This window comes from Falsiroseomonas sp., from assembly GCF_051860665.1.
Classification (GTDB): Bacteria; Pseudomonadota; Alphaproteobacteria; order Acetobacterales; family Acetobacteraceae; genus Falsiroseomonas.
The window spans coordinates 243,768-265,487 of the sequence record NZ_JBHYDM010000002.1; the positions used below are offsets into that span (position 1 = coordinate 243,768).

23 protein-coding genes are annotated in these 21,720 nt (G+C 71.6%); 18 read left to right on the top strand and 5 right to left on the bottom strand.

The window, feature by feature from the left end; genetic code table 11:
* Window positions 1–6 precede the first annotated feature (6 nt).
* The 4 genes from cysE to ACTIF1_RS02960 all read left to right on the top strand — a co-directional run bounded on the left by cysE (window position 7) and on the right by ACTIF1_RS02960 (window position 3,633).
* Complete coding sequence (gene cysE / locus ACTIF1_RS02945; protein WP_439594873.1) at window positions 7–693, top strand: serine O-acetyltransferase; 687 nt, start codon at window positions 7–9, stop codon at window positions 691–693.
* A 65-nt stretch (window positions 694–758) separates the two neighbouring features.
* Window positions 759–1,556, top strand: a complete 798-nt coding sequence (locus ACTIF1_RS02950) for an enoyl-CoA hydratase/isomerase family protein (protein WP_439594874.1) — start codon at window positions 759–761, stop codon at window positions 1,554–1,556.
* Window positions 1,557–1,696: 140 nt separating this feature from the next.
* Complete coding sequence (locus tag ACTIF1_RS02955) at window positions 1,697–2,860, top strand: acetyl-CoA acetyltransferase (RefSeq protein WP_439594875.1); 1,164 nt, start codon at window positions 1,697–1,699, stop codon at window positions 2,858–2,860.
* A complete protein-coding gene (locus tag ACTIF1_RS02960; RefSeq protein ID WP_439594876.1) occupies window positions 2,857–3,633 on the top strand; it encodes a CatB-related O-acetyltransferase in 777 nt (258 codons plus the stop codon). Before ACTIF1_RS02955 ends, ACTIF1_RS02960 begins: the two co-directional genes overlap by 4 nt.
* Here the strand turns inward: ACTIF1_RS02960 and ACTIF1_RS02965 are convergent.
* Both ACTIF1_RS02965 and ACTIF1_RS02970 read right to left on the bottom strand, forming a co-directional pair.
* Entirely contained in the window at window positions 3,630–5,648 is a 2,019-nt protein-coding gene (locus ACTIF1_RS02965; RefSeq protein ID WP_439594877.1) for a methyl-accepting chemotaxis protein, read from the bottom strand. The two genes, ACTIF1_RS02960 and ACTIF1_RS02965, sit on opposite strands and share 4 nt — an antisense overlap.
* Window positions 5,649–5,718: 70 nt before the next feature.
* The gene (locus ACTIF1_RS02970) at window positions 5,719–6,864 is read right to left on the bottom strand and encodes a bifunctional 2-C-methyl-D-erythritol 4-phosphate cytidylyltransferase/2-C-methyl-D-erythritol 2,4-cyclodiphosphate synthase (RefSeq protein ID WP_439594878.1); all 1,146 of its coding nucleotides are present in this window, start codon (window positions 6,862–6,864) and stop codon (window positions 5,719–5,721) included.
* 141 nt (window positions 6,865–7,005) lie between these two features.
* Here ACTIF1_RS02970 and dusB point away from each other — a divergent pair, with 141 nt between their 5' ends.
* The 11 genes from dusB to greB all read left to right on the top strand — a co-directional run bounded on the left by dusB (window position 7,006) and on the right by greB (window position 19,206).
* The gene (gene dusB / locus ACTIF1_RS02975) at window positions 7,006–8,040 is read left to right on the top strand and encodes a tRNA dihydrouridine synthase DusB (protein ID WP_439594879.1); all 1,035 of its coding nucleotides are present in this window, start codon (window positions 7,006–7,008) and stop codon (window positions 8,038–8,040) included.
* Between the two features lie 44 nt (window positions 8,041–8,084).
* Entirely contained in the window at window positions 8,085–9,191 is a 1,107-nt protein-coding gene (locus ACTIF1_RS02980; RefSeq protein WP_439594980.1) for a two-component system sensor histidine kinase NtrB, read from the top strand.
* On the top strand, window positions 9,188–10,648 hold the full coding sequence (gene ntrC / locus ACTIF1_RS02985; RefSeq protein WP_439594880.1) for a nitrogen regulation protein NR(I): 1,461 nt from the start codon (window positions 9,188–9,190) through the stop codon (window positions 10,646–10,648). The genes ACTIF1_RS02980 and ntrC overlap by 4 nt, the downstream gene beginning before the upstream one ends.
* Before the next feature lie 61 nt (window positions 10,649–10,709).
* Window positions 10,710–12,986, top strand: coding sequence for an ATP-binding protein (locus ACTIF1_RS02990; protein WP_439594881.1), 2,277 nt, complete (start codon window positions 10,710–10,712; stop codon window positions 12,984–12,986).
* Window positions 12,987–12,988: 2 nt separating this feature from the next.
* Window positions 12,989–14,401 carry a nitrogen assimilation response regulator NtrX gene (ntrX, locus tag ACTIF1_RS02995; RefSeq protein WP_439594882.1) on the top strand — a complete coding sequence of 471 codons (1,413 nt, stop codon included), beginning with the start codon at window positions 12,989–12,991 and terminating at the stop codon, window positions 14,399–14,401.
* Between the two features lie 71 nt (window positions 14,402–14,472).
* Complete coding sequence (locus ACTIF1_RS03000; protein ID WP_439594883.1) at window positions 14,473–15,345, top strand: D-amino-acid transaminase; 873 nt, start codon at window positions 14,473–14,475, stop codon at window positions 15,343–15,345.
* The gene (locus ACTIF1_RS03005) at window positions 15,342–16,022 is read left to right on the top strand and encodes an HAD family hydrolase (RefSeq protein WP_439594884.1); all 681 of its coding nucleotides are present in this window, start codon (window positions 15,342–15,344) and stop codon (window positions 16,020–16,022) included. Before ACTIF1_RS03000 ends, ACTIF1_RS03005 begins: the two co-directional genes overlap by 4 nt.
* A gap of 153 nt (window positions 16,023–16,175) precedes the next feature.
* Window positions 16,176–16,523: an RNA chaperone Hfq gene (hfq, locus tag ACTIF1_RS03010; protein ID WP_439594885.1), complete on the top strand. Its 348-nt coding sequence runs from the start codon at window positions 16,176–16,178 to the stop codon at window positions 16,521–16,523.
* Window positions 16,524–16,563: 40 nt separating this feature from the next.
* Window positions 16,564–17,850, top strand: a complete 1,287-nt coding sequence (gene hflX, locus ACTIF1_RS03015) for a GTPase HflX (protein ID WP_439594886.1) — start codon at window positions 16,564–16,566, stop codon at window positions 17,848–17,850.
* Window positions 17,850–18,680 carry an inositol monophosphatase family protein gene (locus ACTIF1_RS03020; RefSeq protein ID WP_439594887.1) on the top strand — a complete coding sequence of 277 codons (831 nt, stop codon included), beginning with the start codon at window positions 17,850–17,852 and terminating at the stop codon, window positions 18,678–18,680. The genes hflX and ACTIF1_RS03020 overlap by 1 nt, the downstream gene beginning before the upstream one ends.
* Before the next feature lie 58 nt (window positions 18,681–18,738).
* The gene (gene greB / locus ACTIF1_RS03025) at window positions 18,739–19,206 is read left to right on the top strand and encodes a transcription elongation factor GreB (protein ID WP_439594981.1); all 468 of its coding nucleotides are present in this window, start codon (window positions 18,739–18,741) and stop codon (window positions 19,204–19,206) included.
* A 1-nt stretch (window position 19,207) separates the two neighbouring features.
* On the opposite strand, the gene ACTIF1_RS03030 is transcribed toward greB, so the two are convergent.
* Genes ACTIF1_RS03030 through ACTIF1_RS03040 form a run of 3 tightly spaced genes read right to left on the bottom strand, consistent with a single transcriptional unit; the run spans window position 19,208 to window position 20,027 of the window.
* Window positions 19,208–19,510, bottom strand: coding sequence for a hypothetical protein (locus ACTIF1_RS03030; RefSeq protein WP_439594888.1), 303 nt, complete (start codon window positions 19,508–19,510; stop codon window positions 19,208–19,210).
* Window positions 19,507–19,740: a cysteine rich repeat-containing protein gene (locus ACTIF1_RS03035; RefSeq protein ID WP_439594889.1), complete on the bottom strand. Its 234-nt coding sequence runs from the start codon at window positions 19,738–19,740 to the stop codon at window positions 19,507–19,509. The genes ACTIF1_RS03030 and ACTIF1_RS03035 overlap by 4 nt, the downstream gene beginning before the upstream one ends.
* 17 nt (window positions 19,741–19,757) lie before the next feature.
* Window positions 19,758–20,027, bottom strand: a complete 270-nt coding sequence (locus tag ACTIF1_RS03040; protein ID WP_439594890.1) for a hypothetical protein — start codon at window positions 20,025–20,027, stop codon at window positions 19,758–19,760.
* 166 nt (window positions 20,028–20,193) lie between these two features.
* On the opposite strand from ACTIF1_RS03040, the gene ACTIF1_RS03045 reads away from it, so the two are divergent.
* Genes ACTIF1_RS03045 through ACTIF1_RS03055 form a run of 3 tightly spaced genes read left to right on the top strand, consistent with a single transcriptional unit; the run spans window position 20,194 to window position 21,658 of the window.
* Window positions 20,194–20,763 (top strand): sigma-70 family RNA polymerase sigma factor, encoded by a 570-nt coding sequence (locus ACTIF1_RS03045; RefSeq protein WP_439594891.1) that lies wholly within the window; start codon window positions 20,194–20,196, stop codon window positions 20,761–20,763.
* On the top strand, window positions 20,760–21,215 hold the full coding sequence (locus tag ACTIF1_RS03050; RefSeq protein WP_439594892.1) for a hypothetical protein: 456 nt from the start codon (window positions 20,760–20,762) through the stop codon (window positions 21,213–21,215). The genes ACTIF1_RS03045 and ACTIF1_RS03050 overlap by 4 nt, the downstream gene beginning before the upstream one ends.
* Complete coding sequence (locus tag ACTIF1_RS03055; RefSeq protein ID WP_439594893.1) at window positions 21,212–21,658, top strand: periplasmic heavy metal sensor; 447 nt, start codon at window positions 21,212–21,214, stop codon at window positions 21,656–21,658. Before ACTIF1_RS03050 ends, ACTIF1_RS03055 begins: the two co-directional genes overlap by 4 nt.
* Window positions 21,659–21,720: the final 62 nt, after the last annotated feature.

Sequence of the window (21,720 nt, forward strand, 5' to 3'; positions counted from 1 at the left end):
CAGGCCATGGCGCTCGAGATCCTGGAACTCGCCCGCACCATCCGCGCCCGGGACCCGGCGCGGCCGAGCTGGGTGGAGGCGATGCTGTGCTACGCCGGGCTGCACGCCGTACTCTGGCATCGCCTGTCCCACGCGCTCTGGGGGCTTGGCCTGCCGGCGGCGGCGCGCTTTTCCTCGCATCTCGCGCGCTGGCTGACGGGCATCGAGATCCATCCAGGAGCGAAAATCGGCCGCCGTCTCTTCATCGACCACGGCATGGGCGTGGTGATCGGGGAGACGGCCGAGATCGGCGACGATGTGCTGATCTACCACGGCGTGACGCTGGGCGGCCTGTCCGGCCAGCCCGGCAAGCGCCATCCGACGCTGGAGGATCATGTGACGGTCGGCGCCGGCGCGCAGGTGCTGGGGCCCATCCGGGTGGGGCGCGGCGCCCGCATCGGCGCCAATGCGGTGGTGGTCGGCGCGGTGGCGCCAGGCTGCACCGTGGTCGGCATCCCCGCCCGCCCGCCGCGCGGCCAGCCCTGCCAGGACCCCTCCATCGGCTATGGGCTCGGCGCGGCGGTGGATGAGGATCCGGTCGGCGAACAGCTTTCGGCGCTGCGGGCGGAGCTCGTGGCGGTGCGCGCGGAACTGGCGGCGCTGCGGGCCAGCCAGAGGGAAGGCGCGCGGGAAGGCGAATGCGAGGGCGTCTGACCCCGGCTTGACGTGCCTGGTTGCCGGGCGGAGGTTCGCCCGGCGATCAAGGGAGCAAGAGACGCATGACCGACGAGAACCCTGTTCTGGTCACCAGGGACGGACCGGTGGTGCGTGCCGTGCTCAATCGCCCGCATCGCCGCAATGCGATGAGCCAGGCGCTGGTGGAGGCGCTGGACGCCCTGCTGGCGGAGCTGAAGACCGATACCACCGCGCGGGTCCTGGTGCTGTCCGGTGCCGGCGGCCATTTCTGCGCAGGGCTCGACCTGACCGAGGTCGGTGCGCCCGAGACGCCGGAGGAGAAGCTGGCCCGCCAGCATGCCCGCAACCAGAAGACCGGCGCCCGCTTCAACGCGATCGCGGAACTGCCCCAGGTGGTGATCGCGGCGGTGGAGGGCGCGGCCTATGCGGGCGGCCTTGGTTTCGTCACGGCGGCCGATATCTGCCTGGCCTCGGCCGATGCGCGCTTCTCCGCCCCCGAGGTGCGGCGCGGCCTGGTGCCGGCGCAGATCCTGCCCTGGCTTGTGCGCCGCATGGGGCGCAGCGAGGCCGCGCGGCTGTGCCTGCAGGGCCATGTGATGGATGCCTCGGAGGCCGCGCGCTGCGGCCTGGTGCACCAGGTGCTGGCGGATGCGGCGACGCTGGAACTCGCCGTCCAGGCCACCATCGGAGATATCCTGCAGGGCGCGCCGGGCGCCCTGGCGGAGACCAAGGCGCTGCTCGCCGCCCTCGGCCCCGTCTCGCCGCCCGAATATGCCGAGGCCGGCGCGCAAAGCTTCGCCCGCCGCGCCGCGAGCCCGGAGGCCGAGGAAGGCATCGCCAGCTTCAAGCAGCGCCGCAAGCCCAGCTGGATGCTGGCGTGACCTTGCCCTCGGACGCCGGGCGTCGGCCTTCGCCGACCTGGCTTCGCGGCACGGGCCGCGGCGGCCATTCGGCCGCTCGGGTGATGCAGGCTGCATCAACCGCCTGTCAGCGGCCTTCATAGCAACGGGAGGATCTTGCCATGACCGCCTGCATCGTCGGCTGGGCCCATACGCCCTTCGGCAAGCTCGAGGATCCGGATATCGAGAGCCTGTTCGGCCGCGTCGCCCGCGCGGCGATCGAGGATGCGGGGATCGGCGCGGCGGAGGTGGATGGCGCCTTCGTCGGCGTCTTCAATGGCGGCTTCTCCAAGCAGGACTTCTTCGCATCGCTCCTGCTGCAGACGGTGCCGGAACTGCGCTTCAAGCCGACCACGCGCTACGAGAATGCCTGCGCCACCGGCAGCGCCGCCATCCATGGCGCGCTCGACTTCCTCGCCGCCAAGCGCGGCCGCTTCGCTTTGGTGGTGGGCGCCGAGAAGATGACGGCGACGCCCGGTGCGCAGGTGGGCGACATCCTGCTCGGCGCCAGCTACCGGAAGGACGAGGGCGAGATCCCCGCGGGCTTCGCCGGCGTCTTCGGCCGCATCGCCGAAAGCTACTTCCAGCGGCACGGCGACCAGTCCGACGCCCTGGCCGCCATCGCGGCCAAGAACCACAGGAACGGCGTGGCCAATCCCTATGCGCAGATGCGCAAGGACCTCGGCTTCGCCTTCTGCCGCGCCGAATCCGAGAAGAACCCCTTCGTCGCGCCGCCGCTGAAGCGCACGGACTGCTCCCTGGTGAGCGACGGGGCCGCGGCGATGATCCTGACCGATGAGGAAACCGCGAAGTCCATGGCCAAGGCTGTGCGCTTCCGGGCCGCGGTGCAGGCCACGGACCTGATGCCCATCGCGCAGCGCGACGTGATCCGCTTCGAAGGCGCCCGCGCCGCCTGGGGCCAGGCGCTGGGCCAGGCCGGGATGGCCCTGTCCGACCTGTCCTTCGTGGAAACGCATGACTGCTTCACGGTGGCGGAGCTCATCGAATACGAGGCGATGGGCCTGGTGCCGGAAGGGCAGGGCGCCCGTGCCGCGCTGGAGGGCTGGACCACGAAGGAGGGCCGGCTGCCGGTGAATCCCTCCGGCGGGCTGAAGTCCAAGGGCCACCCCATCGGCGCCACCGGCGTCTCGATGCATGTGCTGGCCGCCATGCAGCTCACCGGCACGGCGGGCGAGATGCAACTGGCCAAGGCGGACCGCGCCGGCGTCTTCAACATGGGCGGCGCCGCGGTGGCGAACTACTGCTCGATCCTGGAGTGCGTGTGAGCCAGGCGCCGGGACCGAAGCGGACCGGATCCTTCACCTGCACCTGGTCGGCGGAGATCGAGGACTTCTTCCGCCGGCGCCGGGTCTTCCTCGCCCATCCGCTGAAGGTCGAAGGCGTCTTCCAGCACGGGGAGACGGTCAGCCTGCCCTATGCCTGGCAGACGGAGGCCTATTCCGCCATGCCGCGGCGCGGCACCGCCAGCCTCGGCGCCTTCAGCTATAGCCACAGCCCCGGGCTGCAGGCCGGGCGCTATTGCTCGCTGGCCGCGCGCATCGCCGTCAGCGCGGATGAGCACCCGATGCAGCGGGTCTCCACCCATGTCTTCAGCTATCGCGGCAGCTTCCAGTCCTTCGGCGCGGCGGAATTCGGCAAGCACTACCCGCTGCGCCCTTTTGCGGTGATGGGTCCGGCGCCGGTCATCGGCCATGACGTCTGGATCGGCCAGGAGGCGCTGCTGAAGCGGGGAATTACCATCGGCCATGGCGCCGTGGTGGGCGCGCGCGCCATCGTCACGCGCGACGTGCCGCCCTATGCGATCGTCGCGGGCTCCCCCGCCCGCATCAAGCGCTTCCGCTTCGAGGAGAAGGTCATTGCGCGCCTTCTGGACCTCGCCTGGTGGCGCTACCGCTACACGGATTTCGCCGACCTGGACCCGGAGGATATCGCTGGCTTCATCGACCAGCTTTCCGCCCGCGTCGCCTCCGGCGCGGTGACGGAGCTGCCGGAGAACTGGATCTTTCCGGCCGTCGAGCTGGAGGCCCTCCTCGCCTAGGCCGCCTCCACCCGCCCGATGAAGGTCCCCACCTCCCGCGAAAGCGTGGTCGCCTGGGCGGACAGGATCTCGGCCGCGCCCAGCACGTCATTCGCCGCGCGGCCGCTGCCGGAGGCGCTTTCGCGCACGGACTGGATGGTGCCGGCGACATCGCGCGTGGCACTCGCCGCCGCCTGGATGCTGCGGGCGATCTCCTGCGTCGCCGCCCCCTGTTCCTCCACCGCCGCGGCGATGGCGGCGGCGATCTGGTTCACCTCCTCGATCACGGCGGAGACGCTGCGGAAGGCCTCCACCACATGGCGCGTCGCGCCCTGGATCTGGCCGATCTGCGCGCCGATCTCCTCGGTCGCCTTGGCGGTCTCGGCGGCCAGCGTCTTCACCTCGCTCGCCACCACGGCAAAGCCCTTGCCGGATTCGCCGGCGCGGGCAGCCTCGATGGTCGCGTTCAGCGCCAGCAGATTGGTCTGGCCGGCGATGTTCGAGATCAGGCCGAGCACATCGCCGATCTTCTGGGCCGTCTCGGCGAGCGAGCCGACCAGGCCGTCGCTGCGCCGGGTCTCCTCCACCGCGCGGCTGGTCACCTCGGTGGAGCGCGCCAGCTGGCGGCTGATCTCCTGCACGGAGCTCGCCAGCTCCTCCGCCGCAGCCGAGACGGACTGCACATTGGAATCGGCCAGCCCCGCGCTGCTGGCCACCTGCTGGCTCTGGTCGTCCACCTGGCGCGCGCCCTGGCTCATGCCGCGCGCCGTCTGCTCCAGGGTGGAGGAGGCGTCGGAGACGGTGCGCACCAGCGTGCCGATCGTCTCCTGGAAGCCGCGCACATGGCCGGCAACCCGCAGCGCACGTTCCTCCCGCGCCCTTGCCTCGGCCTCCTGCTGCTGTTGCAGGCGGCGGCCCTCGGCCAGGCTCTCGCGCATCTGCTGCGCCGAGCGTGCGATAAGGCCCAGCGCGTCCTTCCGGTCCACGCCGGGGATGGCGACATCGAAGCGGCCCTCGCCGAGCGCGCGCAGGCTCTCGCCCATCTCGCCGACGATGCGGGAGACGATGCGCAGGATCTGCCGCGTCACCAGCAACAGCACGGCCAGGATGGCGCCGAGGCCGGCGATCAGCAGCAGGGCCTGCTGCTGGGCATCCTCGCGCCGCTCCGCCACCGCCTCGGCCAGCTCCCGCTGCCCGGCGGCGATGATCTCGCTATAGGCATCCGTCTGCGCGGAGAAGCCCGCCATCCAGTTGGCGGCGGGGATGCTGGTGCCCTGGTCCGCCTGCATCGCCGCGCGCTGCGCAAGCAGGCCGGCGCGGGCCGGCGTGGCATCGAAGGCGGCGAGGCGGGCGTTCAGCGCCGGGGAGCCGAGGCTGCCCACCCGCTCGCGATAGACGTCCTGCATCACCAGCCCGCGCCGGAACAGCGCCACGGCCGGCGGCGGGGGCGTGGCTGAGCCGAGCATCCGCAGCCCGCCGCCACGCTCCATCATATTGGCATTGTGCAGGTTCAGCAGGGCGTGGATGGCCAGGCCGATCCGCACCAGCTCGCCATCCTGCGTGGCGATGGCGATCTGCCCGGCCAGGGCCAGGGCGGTTTCGGAAATGGGGACGAAGAGCGCCGCGGAATCGGTGGGACCGACCGTCCGTGCGGCCAGGCCGCGGCGGAATTCGGCGATGCGGGGTTCCTGGCCCAGGATGCGCCCGATCAGCTCCCGTGCCACGGGCGAGAGGTTCGGCAGCGCGGCGGCGCGGGCGCGCAGCTCGGCCATGGCGGCATCGGTCTCCCGCGCCGCGGCGGCATTGGTCGCGATCGCCTCCGGCGTGCCCTGCTGCAGGACCGGCAGCGAGCTCGTTGCCTCGATCGGCAGGCTGGCCAGGACGCGGGTCGTGCTGCTGCTCAGCGCCTCCAGCCGCAGCATGCGGTCGGTCTCCCGCCACACGGCATAGACGCGCTCCGCCTGTGGGGCCGCCATGGCGAGCACGCTCACCAGGGACAGCGCGGCCAGGAGGTAGAGCAGCGCCGTCAGACTCATCCTGCGCATCGTGGCATCCAGCATCGCGGTGGGACCGCAGGATGCGCCGGCACGCCTTAACCGCGGGTTGTCAGCCCGGCAGCAGCAGGCAGACCGCCGCCTGCGCCGCGATGCCCTCGCCGCGGCCGGGGAAGCCCAGCCGCTCGGTGGTGGTCGCCTTCACCGAAATGCGGTCGAGCGGCGCGCCGAGCAGCGTGGCCAGCCTTTCGCGCATGGCGGTCGCATGCGGGGTGATCTTCGGCCGCTCGCAGATCAGCGTGACATCGGCATTGGCCAGCGTTCCGCCGCGGGCGGCGATGCGGCCGGCGGCATGCCGCAGGAAGCGGGCGCTGTCGGCGTCCTTGTACTGGTTGTCGGAGGGCGGGAACCAGCGACCGATATCGCCCTCCGCCAGCGCGCCATAGATGGCGTCGCAGAGCGCATGCAGGCCGACATCGGCATCCGAATGGCCATCCAGGCCCATCGGCCCGGGAATGGTGACGCCACACAGCACCATGGGGCGGCCCTCGACCAGGCGATGCACGTCGAAGCCGGTGCCGATGCGGGGGATCATGGGTGTCGTCAGGGCCGCCTCCATCCGGGCCAGGTCCTCCGGCCAGGTGATCTTGATGTTCTGTTCGTGCCCCGGCACCAGGGCCACCGCCAGCCCGGCGGCTTCCAGCAGCTGGGCATCGTCGGTGGCCTCCGCCGTGCTGGCGCGATGCGCCTCCAGCAGGGCGATGAACCGAAAAGCCTGTGGGGTCTGGGCGCGGAACAGGCCGGCGCGGGGCACCGTCTCCGCGATCATCCCTGCGGCGCCGCGCTTCAGCGTATCGGTCACCGGCTGGGCGGGGATGGCGCCGGGGTGGTCGGCGAGGGACGCGCGCAGGGCGGCGATGGTGCCGGGCGGCACCACCGGGCGGGCCGCGTCATGCACCAGGACGAACTCCGGCGGGTTGGCGGCCAGCACCTCCAGCCCCGCCCGGACGCTGGCCTGGCGGGTGGCGCCGCCGGCCACGGGCGGCAGGCAGGGCAGGCCCTGGAGCATCGCCGCCACCGTCGCGCGCTGATCGGGCGCGCAGACGGGCAGCAGGGCGTCCACACCGGCGTCTCGGAGAAGCGCCTCCGCCGCATGACGCAGCACGGGGCGGCCGGCGAGGTCCAGGTACTGCTTCGGCCGGTCGGCACCGAAGCGGCTGCCGCTGCCGGCGGCCATCAGGAGGGCGATGCAGGTCATGCACCCAGGCTAGCCGAGCGCCGCGGATCGGCCCAGGGCGGGGCGGTGAGGGAAGGGGTTGCCGGATAAAGCGGCAGAGCCCCTTGGCGCCGCATGCTTCGCATTGCCGAAAGGCGAGGCCAGCCCTATCTTGCCCAAATCATGAGCATCACCGCGACTGCCCCCGTTCCCCGACTGCGCCCGATCGACCTCGGCGGCGCCGTGATCGAAACGCCGGTGATCCTGGCGCCGATGTCCGGCGTGACCGACCTGCCCTTCCGCCGCCTGGCCCGCGCCCAGGGTACCGGCCTGGTGGTGAGCGAGATGATCGCCTCCAACGCCATGGTGCGGGAGAATCGGACCACGCTGAAAATGGCGGAAGTGGATGGGGAAGGGGCCTCCGTCCAGCTCGCCGGCTGCGATCCGCAGGTGATGGCCGAGGCCGCGAAGCTGGTGGTGCAGCACGGCGCGGCCATCGTCGACATCAACTTCGGCTGCCCGGTGAAGAAGGTCGCGCTCGGCCAATCCGCCGGCTCCGCCCTGATGCGGGACGAGATCGGCGCGGCGCGGATCCTGGAGGCGGTGGTGAAGGCCGTCCCGGTGCCCGTCACGCTGAAGATGCGCATGGGCTGGGACCACCAGTCGCTGAACGCGCCGAAGCTCGCCCGCATCGCGCAGGAGAGCGGCATCCGCATGGTGACGGTGCATGGCCGCACCCGGCAGATGTTCTACAACGGCACCGCCGACTGGGCCTTCGTCGCCCAGGTGAAGGCGGCGGTCGACCTGCCCGTCATCGTCAATGGCGACATCCTGAGCCCGGAGGATGCGGCGGAGGCGCTGCGCCAGTCCGGCGCCGATGGGGTGATGATCGGCCGCGGCTGCTATGGCCGCCCCTGGCTGCCGCGCCGCGTCGCCACCTTCCTGCAGACCGGCGTGCTGGAGCCGGAGCCGGACATCGCCCTGCAATATGCGACGCTGCTGACGCATTACCACGCCATGCTGGAACACCATGGGCGGGATCCGGGCATGCGCCTGGCCCGTAAGCATATATCCTGGTATTCCAAGGGTCTGCACGGCTCGGCTGAATTCCGGTCAGAGGTGATGCGCACGGATTCGGTGGAAGCCGTGCTGGAGTTGATCGACCGCTTCTACCTGCCGCTGATGGAGCGCGGGGCCGAGGAGCGGCTGGCCGCATGAGGTCCACCGCCCTGACGCGCGCCGCCCGCGCCCTGCGGCTGCCGATGCCGGCGGCCGCGCCCCTGCCGCCCGATTCCATCGCCGTGCTCGGCGCCCTGCCGATCGCCGCCGTGGTGCTGGATGCCGAGGACCGCTTCCGCTTCGCCAATCCCGCGGCGGAGCTGTTCTTCCAGCATTCCGCCGCCTCCCTGCGCAGCTACGCGCTGGGTGACCTGCTGCCGGCCGACCACCGGCTGTTTGCCATGCTGGCGCAGATCCGGGCGCATGATGCGCCGGTCTCCGACCACGACCTGGCGCTGGAAAGCCCGCGTCTCCGCCGGCTCGGCGTCGCCGCCCATGGGGCGCCGCTGCCGGAAATGCCGGGCGGGGTGGTGCTGACGCTGCAGGATGGCTCCACCGCGCAGATGCTGGACCGGCAGCTGAATTTTCGCGGCGCCGCGCGCAGCGCCTCGGCCATGGCGGCAATGCTCGCCCATGAGGTGAAGAACCCGCTCTCCGGCATCCGCGGCGCCGCCCAGCTTCTGGAACAGGGCGCCAGCGAGGGCGACCGGGAGCTGTGCCAGCTGATCCAGGACGAGGTGGACCGCATCCGCAACCTGGTGGAGCGGATGGACATGTTCTCCGACCGCCCGGTGGAGCAGGCGGAGGTGAATATCCATGAGGTGCTGGACCACGTCCGCCGCATCGCGCTGTCGGGCTTCGCGGCGCATCTGAAGATCCACCAGGACTATGACCCCTCCCTGCCGCCGGTCTGGGGCAATCGGGACCTGCTGATCCAGATCCTGCTGAATCTGGTGAAGAACGCAGCAGAAGCCGTTGATTCGCGTGATGGCGAGATCTGGCTCGGCACCGCCTACCACCATGGCGTCCGCATTGCCGTGCCGGGCAGCCAGGAACGCGTGGACCTGCCGCTGCAGGTGGTGGTGCGGGACAATGGGCCGGGCATTCCGGATGCCGTCCGCGCCACCCTCTTCGAGCCCTTCGTCACCACCAAGCGGGGCGGGCAGGGTCTGGGCCTCGCGCTCGTCGCCAAGCTGGTGGCCGACCAGGGCGCGCTGATCGAATGCGACACGCGCCCGGGCCGCACCGCCTTTCGCCTTTCGCTCCCCGTGCCGCCCCCCAACCCCCGCCGATCCGGAGTTGCCGCATGAGTGACGCTGCCGCGGTCTCCGCCACCACCCGCACCATCCTGATCGCGGATGACGATCGGGCCATCAGAACCGTTCTGTCCCAGGCCCTTGGCAGGTCCGGCTACCACGTGCGCGCAACCTCCTCCGCCGCCACCCTCTGGCGCTGGGTGGAGGATGGCGAGGGCGACCTGGTGATCACCGACGTGATCATGCCGGACGAGAATGGGCTGGACCTGGTGCCGCGCATCCGCCGCGTGCGGCCGGATCTGCGGGTCGTGGTGATGTCGGCGCAATCCACCTTCTCGACCGCGCTGAAGGCGACCCAACGCGGTGCCTTCGACTATCTGCCCAAGCCCTTCGATCTGAAGGAATTGCTGGCCGTGGTGGGCCGCGCCTTGGCGGCGCCGACGCAGCCCTCGGAGGTGGAGGCGGAGGAGACGGAGGAAAGGCTGCCGCTGGTCGGCCGCTCCGCCGCCATGCAGGAGATCTACCGGACGGTCGCCCGCCTCACCACCACCGACCTCACCGTGATGATCACGGGCGAGAGCGGCACGGGGAAGGAGCTGGTGGCGCGCGCGCTGCACGATTACGGCCGCCGCCGCAGCGGGCCCTTCGTCGCCATCAACATGGCGGCGATCCCGCGCGAGCTGATCGAGTCGGAGCTCTTCGGCCATGAGCGCGGCGCCTTCACCGGCGCGCTGAACCGCGGCGTCGGCCGCTTCGAACAGGCCGCCGGCGGCACGCTGTTCCTGGACGAGATCGGCGACATGCCGCCGGAGGCGCAGACCCGGCTGCTGCGCGTCCTCCAGGAAGGCGAATTCACCACGGTCGGCGGTCGCCAGCCGATCAAGGCCAATGTCCGCATCGTCGCCGCCACCCATCGCGACCTGCGGCAATCCATCCGCGGCGGCATGTTCCGCGAGGACCTGTTCTACCGCCTGAACGTGGTGCCCATCCGCCTGCCGCCGCTGCGCGAAAGGCTGGAGGATATCCCCCTGCTGGCCCGCCATTTCCTGGAACGCGCTCGCGCCGCTGGCCTGCCCCAGAAGCAGCTCGACCAGGGCGCCCTGGACCGCCTCAAGCAGCACGCCTGGCCAGGCAATGCGCGCGAACTCGAAAACCTGATGCGCCGCATGGCGGCGCTCTATCCGCAGGAGATCATCGGCGCCGATGCCGTGGGCGCCGAGCTGGCGGAAGCCGCCGCCCCGCCCGAGGAAGGCCCGCGCGCGCCCGAAACCCTGGAACAGGCGGTGGAGCGGCACCTGGCCGGCTTCATGTCCGCCCACAAGGACGGCATGCCGATCCGCGACCTGTACGACCGCGTGCTGGCGGAGGTGGAGCGGCCACTGCTGAAGCTGGCGCTGTCGGCCACCCGCGGCAACCAGATCAAGGCCGCCGCCATGCTGGGGCTGAACCGCAATACGCTGCGCAAGAAGCTGCGGGAGCTGGACCTGCCGGTGGTGCGGGGCCTGCCCTGATCGCGCCGGGCGGGGGGGCACCCTTCGCCTCGCGCCCCGGCTCGGGCATAAGGGGCCGGGCATGACCGCCACCTTCACCCGACGCCTGAGCGATATCCTGCTCGGCCGCGCCACCACGCTGGGCCTGGCGATCACCGCCGTGCTGCTCGGCGTGGCCACCTTCGTGCTGCTGGCCGGCGGCAGCCCCTTCGGGCCGACCAGCCCGGGGCAGATCGTCGCCGTGGTGCTCTGCAATGCCGGCGTGCTGCTGCTGCTGGCGGGCTCGCTCGCCTCCCGCCTCGTCCGCGTCTGGGCGGAACGGCGCCGCGGCAGCGCGGGCGCCAGGCTGCATGTGCGGCTGGTGCTGCTGTTCGGAGGGGTCGCCGTGGTGCCGGCCCTGATCGTCGCCGCCTTCGCCGCCGTCTTCTTCAACCTCGGCATCCAGGCCTGGTTCAGCGACCGGGTGCGCTCGACCTTGGAGGCCTCGCTGGTCGCCTCCCGCGCCTGGATGGACCAGCACCGGGACGAGATCCGGGTCGATGCGCTGGCCATGGCGGCCGACCTGAACCGCGCCGCCCAGGTCTTCCTGCCCGACAATATGCCGGCCTTCGAGCGGCTGCTGGCGACCCAGACCTCGATTCGCGGCCTGACCGAGGCGGTGGTCTTCGAACCCACGCTCGGCCGCGTGGTGGCCGCCGCCGGCTTCACCCCCGGCGCGATGATCGAGCCGCCGCCCGGCTGGGCCCTGGAACAGGTCCGCCAGGGGGAGGTCGCCGTGGTGCCGGGCGAATCGGATGCGCGGGTGCGCGCCGTGACCAACCTCGACATCCCGCCCGGCCTGCTGCTGCTGATCGGGCGGCCGCTGGATGGCAGCGTGCTGGACCATATGCGGACCACGGAACTGGCGTTTCAGGAATACGACCAGCTGGACCGCAACCGCGGCAGCCTGCAGATCACGTTTGCTCTCATTTTCGCCTGCGCGGCCTTGCTCGTGCTGCTGGCAGCGGTGCTCGTCGGCCTCGTTTTCGCCAATCAGATGGCCCGGCCGATCTCGCGCCTGATCACCGCCGCCGAGCGGGTGAGGGCCGGCGACCTGGCCACGCGGGTGGAGGAGGGGACGCAGGATGACGAGCTCGCCAGCCTCTCCCGCGCCTTCAATCGCATGACCAGCCAGCTTTCGGCCCAGCGCGGCGAGCTGATGGAGGCCTATCGCCAGATCGACGAGCGGCGGCGTTTTACCGAAACGGTGCTCTCCGGGGTTTCCGCAGGCGTGGTGGGGCTGGATGCGGAAGGCCGCATCAACCTGCCGAACCGCACCGCCAGCGAATTGCTGGGCGTGGACCTGGAGGCGGCCATCGGCCTGCCGCTGGCCGGCGTCGCCCCCGAATTCGCCGCCCTGGTGGCGGAGGCGCGCGGCCAGCCGGACCGGGTGCGCACGGCCGAGATCCCGATCGGCCCGCCCTCACATCGGCGCAGCCTGATCGCCCGCATCGGCGCCGAGGGCCAGCCCGGCCGCGTCGCCGGCTTCGTGCTGACCTTCGACGACATCACCGAGCTGCAATCCGCCCAGCGCAAGGCCGCCTGGTCCGACGTCGCGCGGCGCATCGCGCATGAGATCAAGAACCCGCTGACCCCGATCATGCTCTCCGCCGAGCGGCTGAAGCGCAAATATCTCAAGGAGATCGGCAGCGATCCCGAGACCTTCCGGACGCTGACCGACACCATCGTGCGCCAGGTCGGCGATATCGGCCGGATGGTGGACGAATTTTCGGCTTTCGCCCGGATGCCGCAGCCCGTCATACGCCCCGAAAGGCTGGACCAGGTGGTGCGGGAGGCGCTGGTGCTGCAGCAGGGCGCGCATCCGGATATCCGCTACGAGACGGGATTCCCCGAGGATCTGCCGCTGCTGCCGATGGACCGCCGGCTGATCGGCCAGGCGCTGACCAATCTGCTGCAGAACGCCGCCGATGCGGTGACCTCCGCCCCGCGCGAGGAAGGCGAGCAGGGCCGGATCGGCCTGCGGGTGGAGCCGGTGGCGGAAGGTTTCGCGGTGGTGGTCGAGGATAACGGCATTGGATTGCCGGATGGCGAGGAGCGTGCGCGGCTGACCGAACCCTATGTGACCCACAAGGCGAAAGGCACCGGCCTCGGCCTTGCCATCGTCAAGAAGATCATGGAGGACCATGGGGGGCGCCTCGAACTCGAGGATCGTCCCGATGGTCCTGGCGCCCGGGCCCTGCTGATTCTTCCGCGGGTCGCGCCGAGGGATGCAAAGGACTCGGGACCGCTTCAGGTAAAAGAGCGCGAGGAACCGCCGGGCGTGGGCGCAACCCTTGGGCGCGGCGATGGGGCAGGCTGATCATGGCGCATGAAATCCTGATCGTCGACGATGAGCCGGACATCCGTGCCCTGATCGAGGGCATCCTCTCGGATGAGGGCTACGAGACGCGGCAGGCGGCGAATTCGGACCAGGCGATCGCGGCCTTCAAGGCGCGCCGGCCCTCGCTGGTGGTGCTCGACATCTGGCTGCAGAACTCCCGGCTGGATGGCCTCGGCATCCTGGCGGCGCTGCATGGCGAGGAGCCCCGCGTTCCCTGCGTGATGATCTCCGGCCACGGCACCATCGAGACGGCGGTGCAGGCCATCCAGAACGGCGCCTATGACTTCGTCGAAAAGCCCTTCAAGGCCGACCGCCTGCTGCTGGTGATCTCCCGCGCGCTGGAGGCGTCCCGCCTGCAGCGGGAGAATAGCGAGCTGCGGCTGCGGGCGGGGGCGGAGGCGGAGCTGGTGGGCGTCTCCGGCCCCGTGACGCAGCTGCGCCAGGCGATCGACCGGGTGGCGCCGACCGGGTCCCGCGTGCTGATCAGCGGCCCGGCCGGTTCGGGCAAGGAAGTGGCGGCGCGGATGCTGCATGCGCGGTCGCGGCGCAGCGACGGGCCCTTCGTCGCGCTGAACTGCGCGACGCTGGCCCCGACCCGCTTCGAGGAGGAGCTGTTCGGCGTCGAGGCCGGCACGGACCCCACCGCCGCACCGCGGCGTGCCGGGGTGCTGGAACGCGCCCATGGCGGCACGCTGCTGCTGGACGAGGTGGCGGATATGCCGCTGGAGACCCAGGGCAAGATCGTCCGCGCCCTGCAGGAGCAGGGATTTGTCCGCATCGGCGGCGCGCAGCGCGTGACCGTCGATGTCCGGGTGATCGCGACGACCAACCGCGACCTGCAGGCCGAGATCGCGGCCGGGCGGTTCCGGGAGGACCTGTACTACCGGCTCGCCGTGGTGCCCTTGAAGATTCCGCCGCTGCGGGAGCGGCGGGAGGATATCCCGGCGCTGGCCCGCCATTTCATGGCGCGCTCCGGCGAGACCAGCGGCATGCCGCCGCGCGAGCTGTCCGAGGATTCGCTGGCGGCGATGCAGGCCTATGAATGGCCGGGCAATGTGCGGGAGCTGCGCAACCTGATCGACTGGCTTCTCATCATGGCCCCCGGCGATGCGCGGGAGCCGATCCGGCCGGACATGCTGCCGCCCCAGGTCGGCGCCTCCGCCCCCGCGGTGCTGAAGCTGGACCGCTCCTCCGAAATCATGACCCTGCCGTTGCGGGAAGCCAGGGAATTGTTCGAGCGGCAATACCTGGAGGCGCAGCTGCTGCGCTTCGGCGGCAATATCAGCCGCACGGCGGCCTTCGTCGGGATGGAACGCAGCGCCTTGCATCGCAAGCTGAAGTTCCTGGGGGTTCATGCCGAGGACCGCGCCCCGGCCGCCGCGGCCGGGAGCTGACCCGGCCTCACCCATTTCGCCCAATCTGCCGCCGGAGCCTCGCGGTGGCAGGCCGCCTAGGAAAGCCGAAGATGTCGAAGATCGCCTATGTGAACGGCCGCTACCTGCCGCAGTCCGAAGCCTCGGTGAATATCGAGGATCGCGGCTACCAGTTCGGCGACGGCATCTACGAGGTCGTGCACCTGCATGACGGCCGCTATGTGGATGAGGAGCTGCACCTGGCGCGGCTGGAACGCTCCCTCGGCGAGATCCAGCTGCCCATGCCCATGTCCCGCGCCGCGCTCTCCATGGTGCTGCGGGAGGTGGCGCAGCGGAACCGGGTGCGGGAAGGGCTGCTGTACATGCAGGTCACCCGCGGCGTCTCCCGCCGCGACCATGCCTTCCCGACCAGGCCGGTGCCGCCGGCGCTGGTCGTCACCATCCGCCGGGTGCCGCCCTATCCCACGAATGTCGACAAGTGGCAGGCCGCCTGCATCACCCTGCCGGACCAGCGCTGGGCGCGGCGGGACATCAAGTCCGTGAACCTGCTGCCGAATTGCCTGGCCCGGCAGAAGGCGCGGGAGGCCGGTGCGATCGAGGCGATCCTCTATGATGAGGCGACCGGCATGGTGACGGAGGGGGCGGCGACCACCTTCTGGATCGTCGATGAGAATGGCGCCATCCGCACCCGCTTCCTGGACCACGTGATCCTGCCCGGCTGCACCCGCGCCGCGCTGATGGCGGAACTGCGGACGCTGGGCATGGCCTATGACGAGCGCGAATTCTCGCTGGAGGAGATGCGCCGGGCGAGGGAGGCCTTCATCACCTCCGCCACCTCCTTCGTGAAGCCGATCACGAAGATCGACGGCCAGCCGGTGGGCGATGGCCAGGTCGGCCCGGTGGTGCGGCGGCTCTTCGACATCTTTGCCCGCCACGTGAAGGGCGACGTGAAGAACGCGGCGTGACCCGCCCCGCCTGCATCCCAACCTGCATCCTCTGGGACTGGGACAACACCCTGGTCGATGGCTGGGCCGCCATCCAGCACGGACTGAACGCGACTTTTCGCGAGTTCGGCATGCCGTCCTGGGACCGGGAGACGGTGCTGGCCAATGTCCGCGGGTCCCTGCGGGACACCTTCCCGGGCATGTTCGGCGCGGAATGGGAGCGGGCGCGGGATATCTTCTACGCCGCCGTGCGGTCCTGCCACCTGGAGGTGCTGAACCCCATGCCCGGCGCCGCCGAGGCCATTCGGGCCGCCGCCGCGCTCGGCCCGCAGGGGGTCGTCTCCAACAAGCAGGGGCCGCTGCTGCGGGCGGAGGCCGCGCATCTCGGCTGGGCTGGCCACTTCACCGCCCTGGTCGGCGCGGGCGATGCCAGCGCGGACAAGCCGAGCGCGGCGCCCTTGCTGATGGCGCTCGACTCCTGCGGCGTGAAGCCCGGCCCTTCGGTCTGGTATATCGGCGATACGGTGCTGGACATGGACGCGGCGCGGGCCGCCGGCTGCACCGCCGTGCTGCTCGGCCGCGCCCCGCATGACGGGGGCGTGGCGGCGGCGCGGCCGGATCTCGTATTCGATGACGGCCATGCGCTCGCGGCAGGGTTGCAGCACCTTGCCAGGGCAGGGGTCGGCGAGGGAGATTAGCGGCGTCCGCGCCGCTGGTTCGCCCCCCATGGTTGGCCCCGGTTGCCGGATGACGTCGCCGGATGGCTGATGGTGGTCCAATGCCACCTGTCGCCCGGCGCGCCGCCCTCATCCGGCCGATCAACGGCCAAGAAGAAGAAGGATCACCGCCCCGTGGCCGCCGAAAAATCCCAGAACGTGCAGGACGTCTTCCTGAACCACGTCCGCAAGTCCAAGACCCCGGTGACGATCTTCCTGGTGAACGGCGTGAAGCTGCAGGGCATCATCACCTGGTTCGACAATTTCTCCGTCCTGCTGCGCCGGGACGGGCATACCCAGCTGGTCTACAAGCACGCCATCAGCACCGTGATGCCCGGCGCGCCGATCATGCTCTTCGATGCGACCGCGGCCGGCGCCGGCGCGGCGCCGCCGGCGCAATCCGCCGAAGGCGCGGCCGCCCCACTCCGTGAAAGCCGTCTGACCCTGGGCCGCGAGGTGAACCCTGTCGGATCGCGCGATTAAGACCGGGGAGGGCAAGTCCCTGGAGACCGGCGGCGGCCCCGTGAAGGCCGCCGTCATCCTGCCCCATGACCGATCGCTGCGCGGCAGCACGGCGCATGGCGAATCCGGCGCCAATCGCGCGGCGGAGGCGAAGCTGGCCGAGGCGGTGGGGCTCACCGCGTCCATCGGCCTCACCATCGTCCACTCCGCCATCTTCCCGCTGCGCACCACCCGGCCCTCCACCCTGCTCGGCGAAGGGCAGGTCGAGATGGTGCATGAGGAATGCGCGCGCCATGGCGTGACGGTGGTGGTGGTGGATGCCGCCCTGTCCCCGGTGCAGCAGCGCAACCTGGAACGCGCCTGGGGTGCCAAGGTCATCGACCGCACCGGCCTGATCCTGGAGATCTTCGGCGAGCGCGCGCGCACGCGGGAAGGCTCGCTGCAGGTGGAACTCGCGCATCTGTCCTACCAGCGCACCCGCCTGGTGCGGTCCTGGACCCACCTGGAGCGGCAGCGCGGCGGCTTCGGCTTCCTCGGCGGCCCCGGCGAATCGCAGATCGAGATCGACCGCCGCCTGATCGACGAGCGCATCGTGCGCCTGAAGAAGGAGCTGGAGCAGGTGCGCCGCACCCGCGGCCTGCACCGTTCCGCACGCGCCCGCGTGCCCTATCCCGTGGTCGCGCTGGTCGGCTACACGAATGCGGGGAAATCCACCCTGTTCAACGCCCTGACCGGCGCCGGCGTCTTCGCCCAGGACCAGCTCTTCGCCACGCTGGACCCCACCATGCGGGCGATCAAGCTGCCCTCCGGCCGCACAGTGATCCTCTCCGACACGGTGGGCTTCATCTCCGACCTGCCGACGCAGCTGGTGGAAGCCTTCCGGGCGACGCTGGAGGAGGTGGCGGCGGCCGATATCATCCTGCATGTCCGCGACGCCGCGCATCCCGACAGCGCCGCCCAGCGCGCCGATGTGCTGGGCGTGCTCGCCGAGATGGCGGAGGGCGAGGACGCCACCATGGATGAGGGCTGGCCGGCCCGCGTCATCGAGGTGCTGAACAAGGCCGATCTGATGGGCGGGGTGGATGCGGTGCCCGGAATCCCCGGCGCCATCGCCGTCTCCGCGCTGACCGGCGACGGGCTGGATGCGCTGCGCGATGCGCTGGACGCCCGGATGACGGCGGGGATGGAAACCCTCGACTACCGCCTGGCACCCGCCGATGGCGCCAGCCTCGCTTGGCTCTATGAGCATGGCGAGGTGCTGGCGCGGGAGGATACGGAGGAGACGATCCGCGTCTCCGTCCGTCTGACCCCCGCCGATCGGGCACGCTTCGAACAACGGGGGCAGTGATGCGCTTCGATACCAAGGCGGCGCGCGACGTGGCCGTGCTGCTGCGCGACGCCACAAGGGCGGAAATCCTGCCCCGCTTCCGGCGCCTGGCCGCCGGCGATGTGCGCACCAAGTCCAGCCCGCTGGACCTGGTGACGGAGGCTGACGAGGCTGCCGAACGCATGATCGAGGCCGCGCTGCGCGCCCGCTTTCCCGGCTGCGTGGTGGTGGGGGAGGAGGCGACGGCGGCCGATGCCTCCCTTCTGGCGAAGCTGGCCGATGCCGACCTCGCCTTCGTGGTGGACCCGGTGGACGGCACCGCCAATTTCGCCGCCGGCATGCCGCTGTTCGGCTGCATGGCCGCGGCCTTCGTGAAGGGCGAGGTGGTGGGCGCCTGGATCCACGACCCGCTGGGCGACGACACGGCCGTGGCGCTGCGCGGGGAGGGGGCCTGGTTCGAGGATGCGCAGGGCCACCGCTTCGCTGATCTGCGCGTCGCCGCGCCGGTGCCCATGGGGCGCATGATCGGCGCCGTCTCCTGGGGTTTTCTCAAGGAACCGCAGCGCAGCCAGGTGGCCTCCCGCCTGCCCAAGCTGGCCGGCATCGTGAACTTTCGATGCGCGGCGCATGAGTATCGCCTGGCGGCGAGCGGGCACGCGCATCTGCTGTTCTACAACAAGCTGATGCCCTGGGATCACGCGCCCGGCTGGCTGCTGCACCGGGAGGCCGGCGGCTATTCGGCGCGCTTCGACGGCAGCGGCTACCGCGCCGCCGAGCATGTCTCCGGCGGGCTGATCTGCGCCCCCGACCAGGCTTCCTGGCAGGAAGCGCGGGACACGCTGCTTGGCTGAGGAGGAGGATGAGGGGGAGGAAGGCCCGCCCGGCCTGCCCACCGGCACGCCCTTCTACATGACCCCGGCGGGGCATGAGGCGCTGCGCGCGGAGCTCCGCAAGCTCTGGGACGAGGAGCGGCCGAAGGTGGTGGAGGTCGTCTCATGGGCCGCCGGCCTTGGCGACCGGTCGGAGAATGCGGACTACCAGTACGGCAAGCGCCGGCTGCGCCAGATCGACAGCCGCGTGCGCTTCCTCCGCAAGCGGCTGGAGCGGGTGCAGGTGGTGGATCCGGCGGCGCAGAGCCGGCGTGACCAGGTCTTCTTCGGCGCCACCGTCACCTATGCCCGCGCCTCGGACGATGCCGAGGTGACCATCACCATCGTCGGCGTGGATGAGGCGGACAGCGCCGCCGGCCGCATCTCCTGGGTCGCACCCATCGCCCGCGCGCTGCTGGGCGCGCGCGTCGGTGATACGCGGAAACTGCGGACGCCGGCGGGGGCGGAGGAGATCGAGGTGGTGTCGATCGCCTATCCCGCGGCCTGACCTACCGGCTGCGCGTCCAGCTCCGCGCATAGCCCTGGCCATTCGGGCCGGTGGCGCTGCGGCTGCCGCTCCATTGGCCGGGCGCCTGCCGGGTGACCTGGCCCTGGCGGGTCCAGGACTGGCCCTGCGGATTGCTCAGGCTGCCGGAACGGCTGCAGCTGCCATCGGCGCAGCTGGCGGAGCGGCTGCCGGTCCAGGTCCCGTTCGGCGTGGTCAGGCTGCCCGATCGCTCCCAGGCGCGGGCGGCGGGGGCTGCCAGCATCGCCAGGGCGGCGAGCGCCAGGATGCGCCGCATGGCGGTCACCGGCTCGGCAGCCGCGAGAGCGCATCGCGGCAGGGTTGCGAAAGCTGCGCGGAATTCTGGCGCAGGCAGGCCAGGATACGGCCCTCGCCACGCGGCGTATTGGCGCAATGGGCGCGGTAATCGGCGCCGCAGGCCTGCATCAGGGCGCGCTGCTGCGGCCCCTGCTGGGCGGCGGCGGGCAGGGCGGTGGCGGCCGCGAGCAGCGCGGCCAGGATCAGCTTGCGGGACATCTCGGTTCTCCTTTCAATCAGGTGCGCATGGGCGCCGGCTCCGGCGGGCGGCCCGGGGGGGACAGGGCCGGCGGCCGGCCCTCCGGCGGCGGCAGGGCCGGTGGCGCACAGGCCATCGGCTCGGCCGCACCCAGCAGCCGCCAGGAATCGCCGCGCATCCGCCAGGCCAGGCCCGAATCCAGGTCGAGGGTCAGGCACTCCACGCTCTGCCCGCTGCAAGCCGCGAGCGGCAGCAGGGCGGCGAGGCAAAGGCGCCGGGGCAGGGCGAGGCGGCTGGTGCGGGTCATCGGGGCTGATACGGCGCGCCCGGGAAAAGTCGCCGTGCCGGAGGGCCGAAAATTTTCGCCCGCCCCCGCGACGATTCCGCCCCCGCCGGCCGTATCAGCCCGAGGATGGCGTGCGCCGCGGGGGCGCCGCTGCGATGGTGGGGCCGATGCGGACGGCAGGATGGGCGTGACGGCGGAATGGGCCGCGACCCCGGCGATGGCGGAGGCTGGCGAGGCGGCGCTGATGGCCCGCGTCGCGGCGGGGGAGGAGGCCGCCTTCCGCCTGCTGGCGGAGCGCCACACGCCCCCCCTGCTGCGCTTCGCCGACCGCATGCTGGGTGGCCGGGCGGAGGCGGAGGAGGTGGTGCAGGAGACGCTCTGGCGGCTCTGGCGCCAGGCCGGCCGCTTCGATGCGGACCGGGCCCGCCTGGGCACCTGGCTGCATGCCATCGCCTGGCGGCTCTGCCTGGACCGGCTGCGCCGGCGCGGCGCGGAACTGCCGCTGGAGGCGGCGGCCGAGACGCGGGATGCTGCACCCTCGCCGCTGGAACTGGCCAGCCGGCAGGCGGAGCTGGCGGCGCTGGAGGCGAATCTGGCGGCGCTGCCGGAGCGCCAGCGGGCCGCGCTGACGCTGTTCTACCACCAGGAAATGGAGGGGCCGGAGGCTGCCTCCGTGCTGCGGCTGGACCTCAGGGCCTTCTGGTCGCTGCTGCGCCGGGGCCGGGCCGCGCTGCGCGCCCGCATGCGGGGGGAATGACCATGCAGATCCAGGATTTTGGCCAGCTGCTCGACACGCATGGCGCCGATCCGGCGCGCTGGCCCCAGCACCTGCGGGCCGCCGCCCTGGCGCTGCGGGACCGCGACCCCGCCGCCCGCGCCGCCTGGCGGGAGGCGGCGCGGCTGGATGCGCTGCTGCGCGACCGGCCGCCCGAGACCGCCGGGGACCGGCTGCGCGCCGCCCGCGTGGTCGCCGCCAGCATGGCCCGCATCCGCGCCGAGACGGCGCGGCACGAGGCCGGACCCGCCGCGCGGCTCTGGCAGGAATGGCGCTGGCTCTTCGCCCGCCCCGTCGGGCTTGGCCTGGCGGGAATGGTGCTGGCCGGCTGGTTCGCCGGCCAGGGCCTGCTGCCGCTGCCGCCGCGCGGTGACCCGGTGCTGGACCTGCTGCTGACCGAACCGCTCTCGCTCTTCGAGGAGGACGTCTCGTGACCGGCCTTGCCCGCCTGCGCCTGGCGCTGCTCGCCTCGCTTGCGCTCAACCTCTTCGCCGGGGGCTATCTGGCGGCGCAGGCCTGGCGCGGCGCGGCGCCGGCCGAGATTGCCGGCCTCGCGCTGGAGCTGAGCGAGCGCCCGCTGCGGCGGCTGATGGAGGCGCTGCCGGAGGCCGATGCGGCGCAGCTCCGCCAGGCCTTCGTGCCACGCCGCCAGGCCGTGCTGGCGCGCTTCATGGCGCAGCGGGAGGCGCTGATGGCGGTGCGCCGCGAATTGCTGCGGGAGGTGGTGGACCCTGCTTCGCTGGCTTCCACCCTCGCCGTGGTGCAGCAAGGGCGTGCGGATCTGGCCGTGGAACTGGCCGCCCTGGTGCAGGAGGTGGCGCCGCGCATGTCGCCGGAAGGGCGCCGCGTGCTGGCGGAATTCCGCCTGGCGCGCTGATGCGATTTGCGGATGGCGGTCATACGGGGCGATGATTCGCGCTGGGGATGCCGCCGGTCCAT

Bases quoted from the DNA above. Each gene is read 5' to 3' on its own strand.
- cysE (WP_439594873.1), top strand. From the start codon at position 7: ATGGCGCTCGAGATCCTGGAACTCGCCCGCACCATCCGCGCCCGGGAC.
- ACTIF1_RS02950 (WP_439594874.1), top strand. From the start codon at position 759: ATGACCGACGAGAACCCTGTTCTGGTCACCAGGGACGGACCGGTGGTG.
- ACTIF1_RS02955 (WP_439594875.1), top strand. From the start codon at position 1,697: ATGACCGCCTGCATCGTCGGCTGGGCCCATACGCCCTTCGGCAAGCTC.
- ACTIF1_RS02965 (WP_439594877.1), bottom strand. From the start codon at position 5,648: ATGAGTCTGACGGCGCTGCTCTACCTCCTGGCCGCGCTGTCCCTGGTG.
- ACTIF1_RS02970 (WP_439594878.1), bottom strand. From the start codon at position 6,864: ATGACCTGCATCGCCCTCCTGATGGCCGCCGGCAGCGGCAGCCGCTTC.
- dusB (WP_439594879.1), top strand. From the start codon at position 7,006: ATGAGCATCACCGCGACTGCCCCCGTTCCCCGACTGCGCCCGATCGAC.
- ACTIF1_RS02980 (WP_439594980.1), top strand. From the start codon at position 8,085: ATGCCGGCGGCCGCGCCCCTGCCGCCCGATTCCATCGCCGTGCTCGGC.
- ntrC (WP_439594880.1), top strand. From the start codon at position 9,188: ATGAGTGACGCTGCCGCGGTCTCCGCCACCACCCGCACCATCCTGATC.
- ACTIF1_RS02990 (WP_439594881.1), top strand. From the start codon at position 10,710: ATGACCGCCACCTTCACCCGACGCCTGAGCGATATCCTGCTCGGCCGC.
- ntrX (WP_439594882.1), top strand. From the start codon at position 12,989: ATGGCGCATGAAATCCTGATCGTCGACGATGAGCCGGACATCCGTGCC.
- ACTIF1_RS03000 (WP_439594883.1), top strand. From the start codon at position 14,473: ATGTCGAAGATCGCCTATGTGAACGGCCGCTACCTGCCGCAGTCCGAA.
- ACTIF1_RS03020 (WP_439594887.1), top strand. From the start codon at position 17,850: ATGCGCTTCGATACCAAGGCGGCGCGCGACGTGGCCGTGCTGCTGCGC.
- greB (WP_439594981.1), top strand. From the start codon at position 18,739: ATGACCCCGGCGGGGCATGAGGCGCTGCGCGCGGAGCTCCGCAAGCTC.
- ACTIF1_RS03035 (WP_439594889.1), bottom strand. From the start codon at position 19,740: ATGTCCCGCAAGCTGATCCTGGCCGCGCTGCTCGCGGCCGCCACCGCC.
- ACTIF1_RS03040 (WP_439594890.1), bottom strand. From the start codon at position 20,027: ATGACCCGCACCAGCCGCCTCGCCCTGCCCCGGCGCCTTTGCCTCGCC.
- ACTIF1_RS03050 (WP_439594892.1), top strand. From the start codon at position 20,760: ATGACCATGCAGATCCAGGATTTTGGCCAGCTGCTCGACACGCATGGC.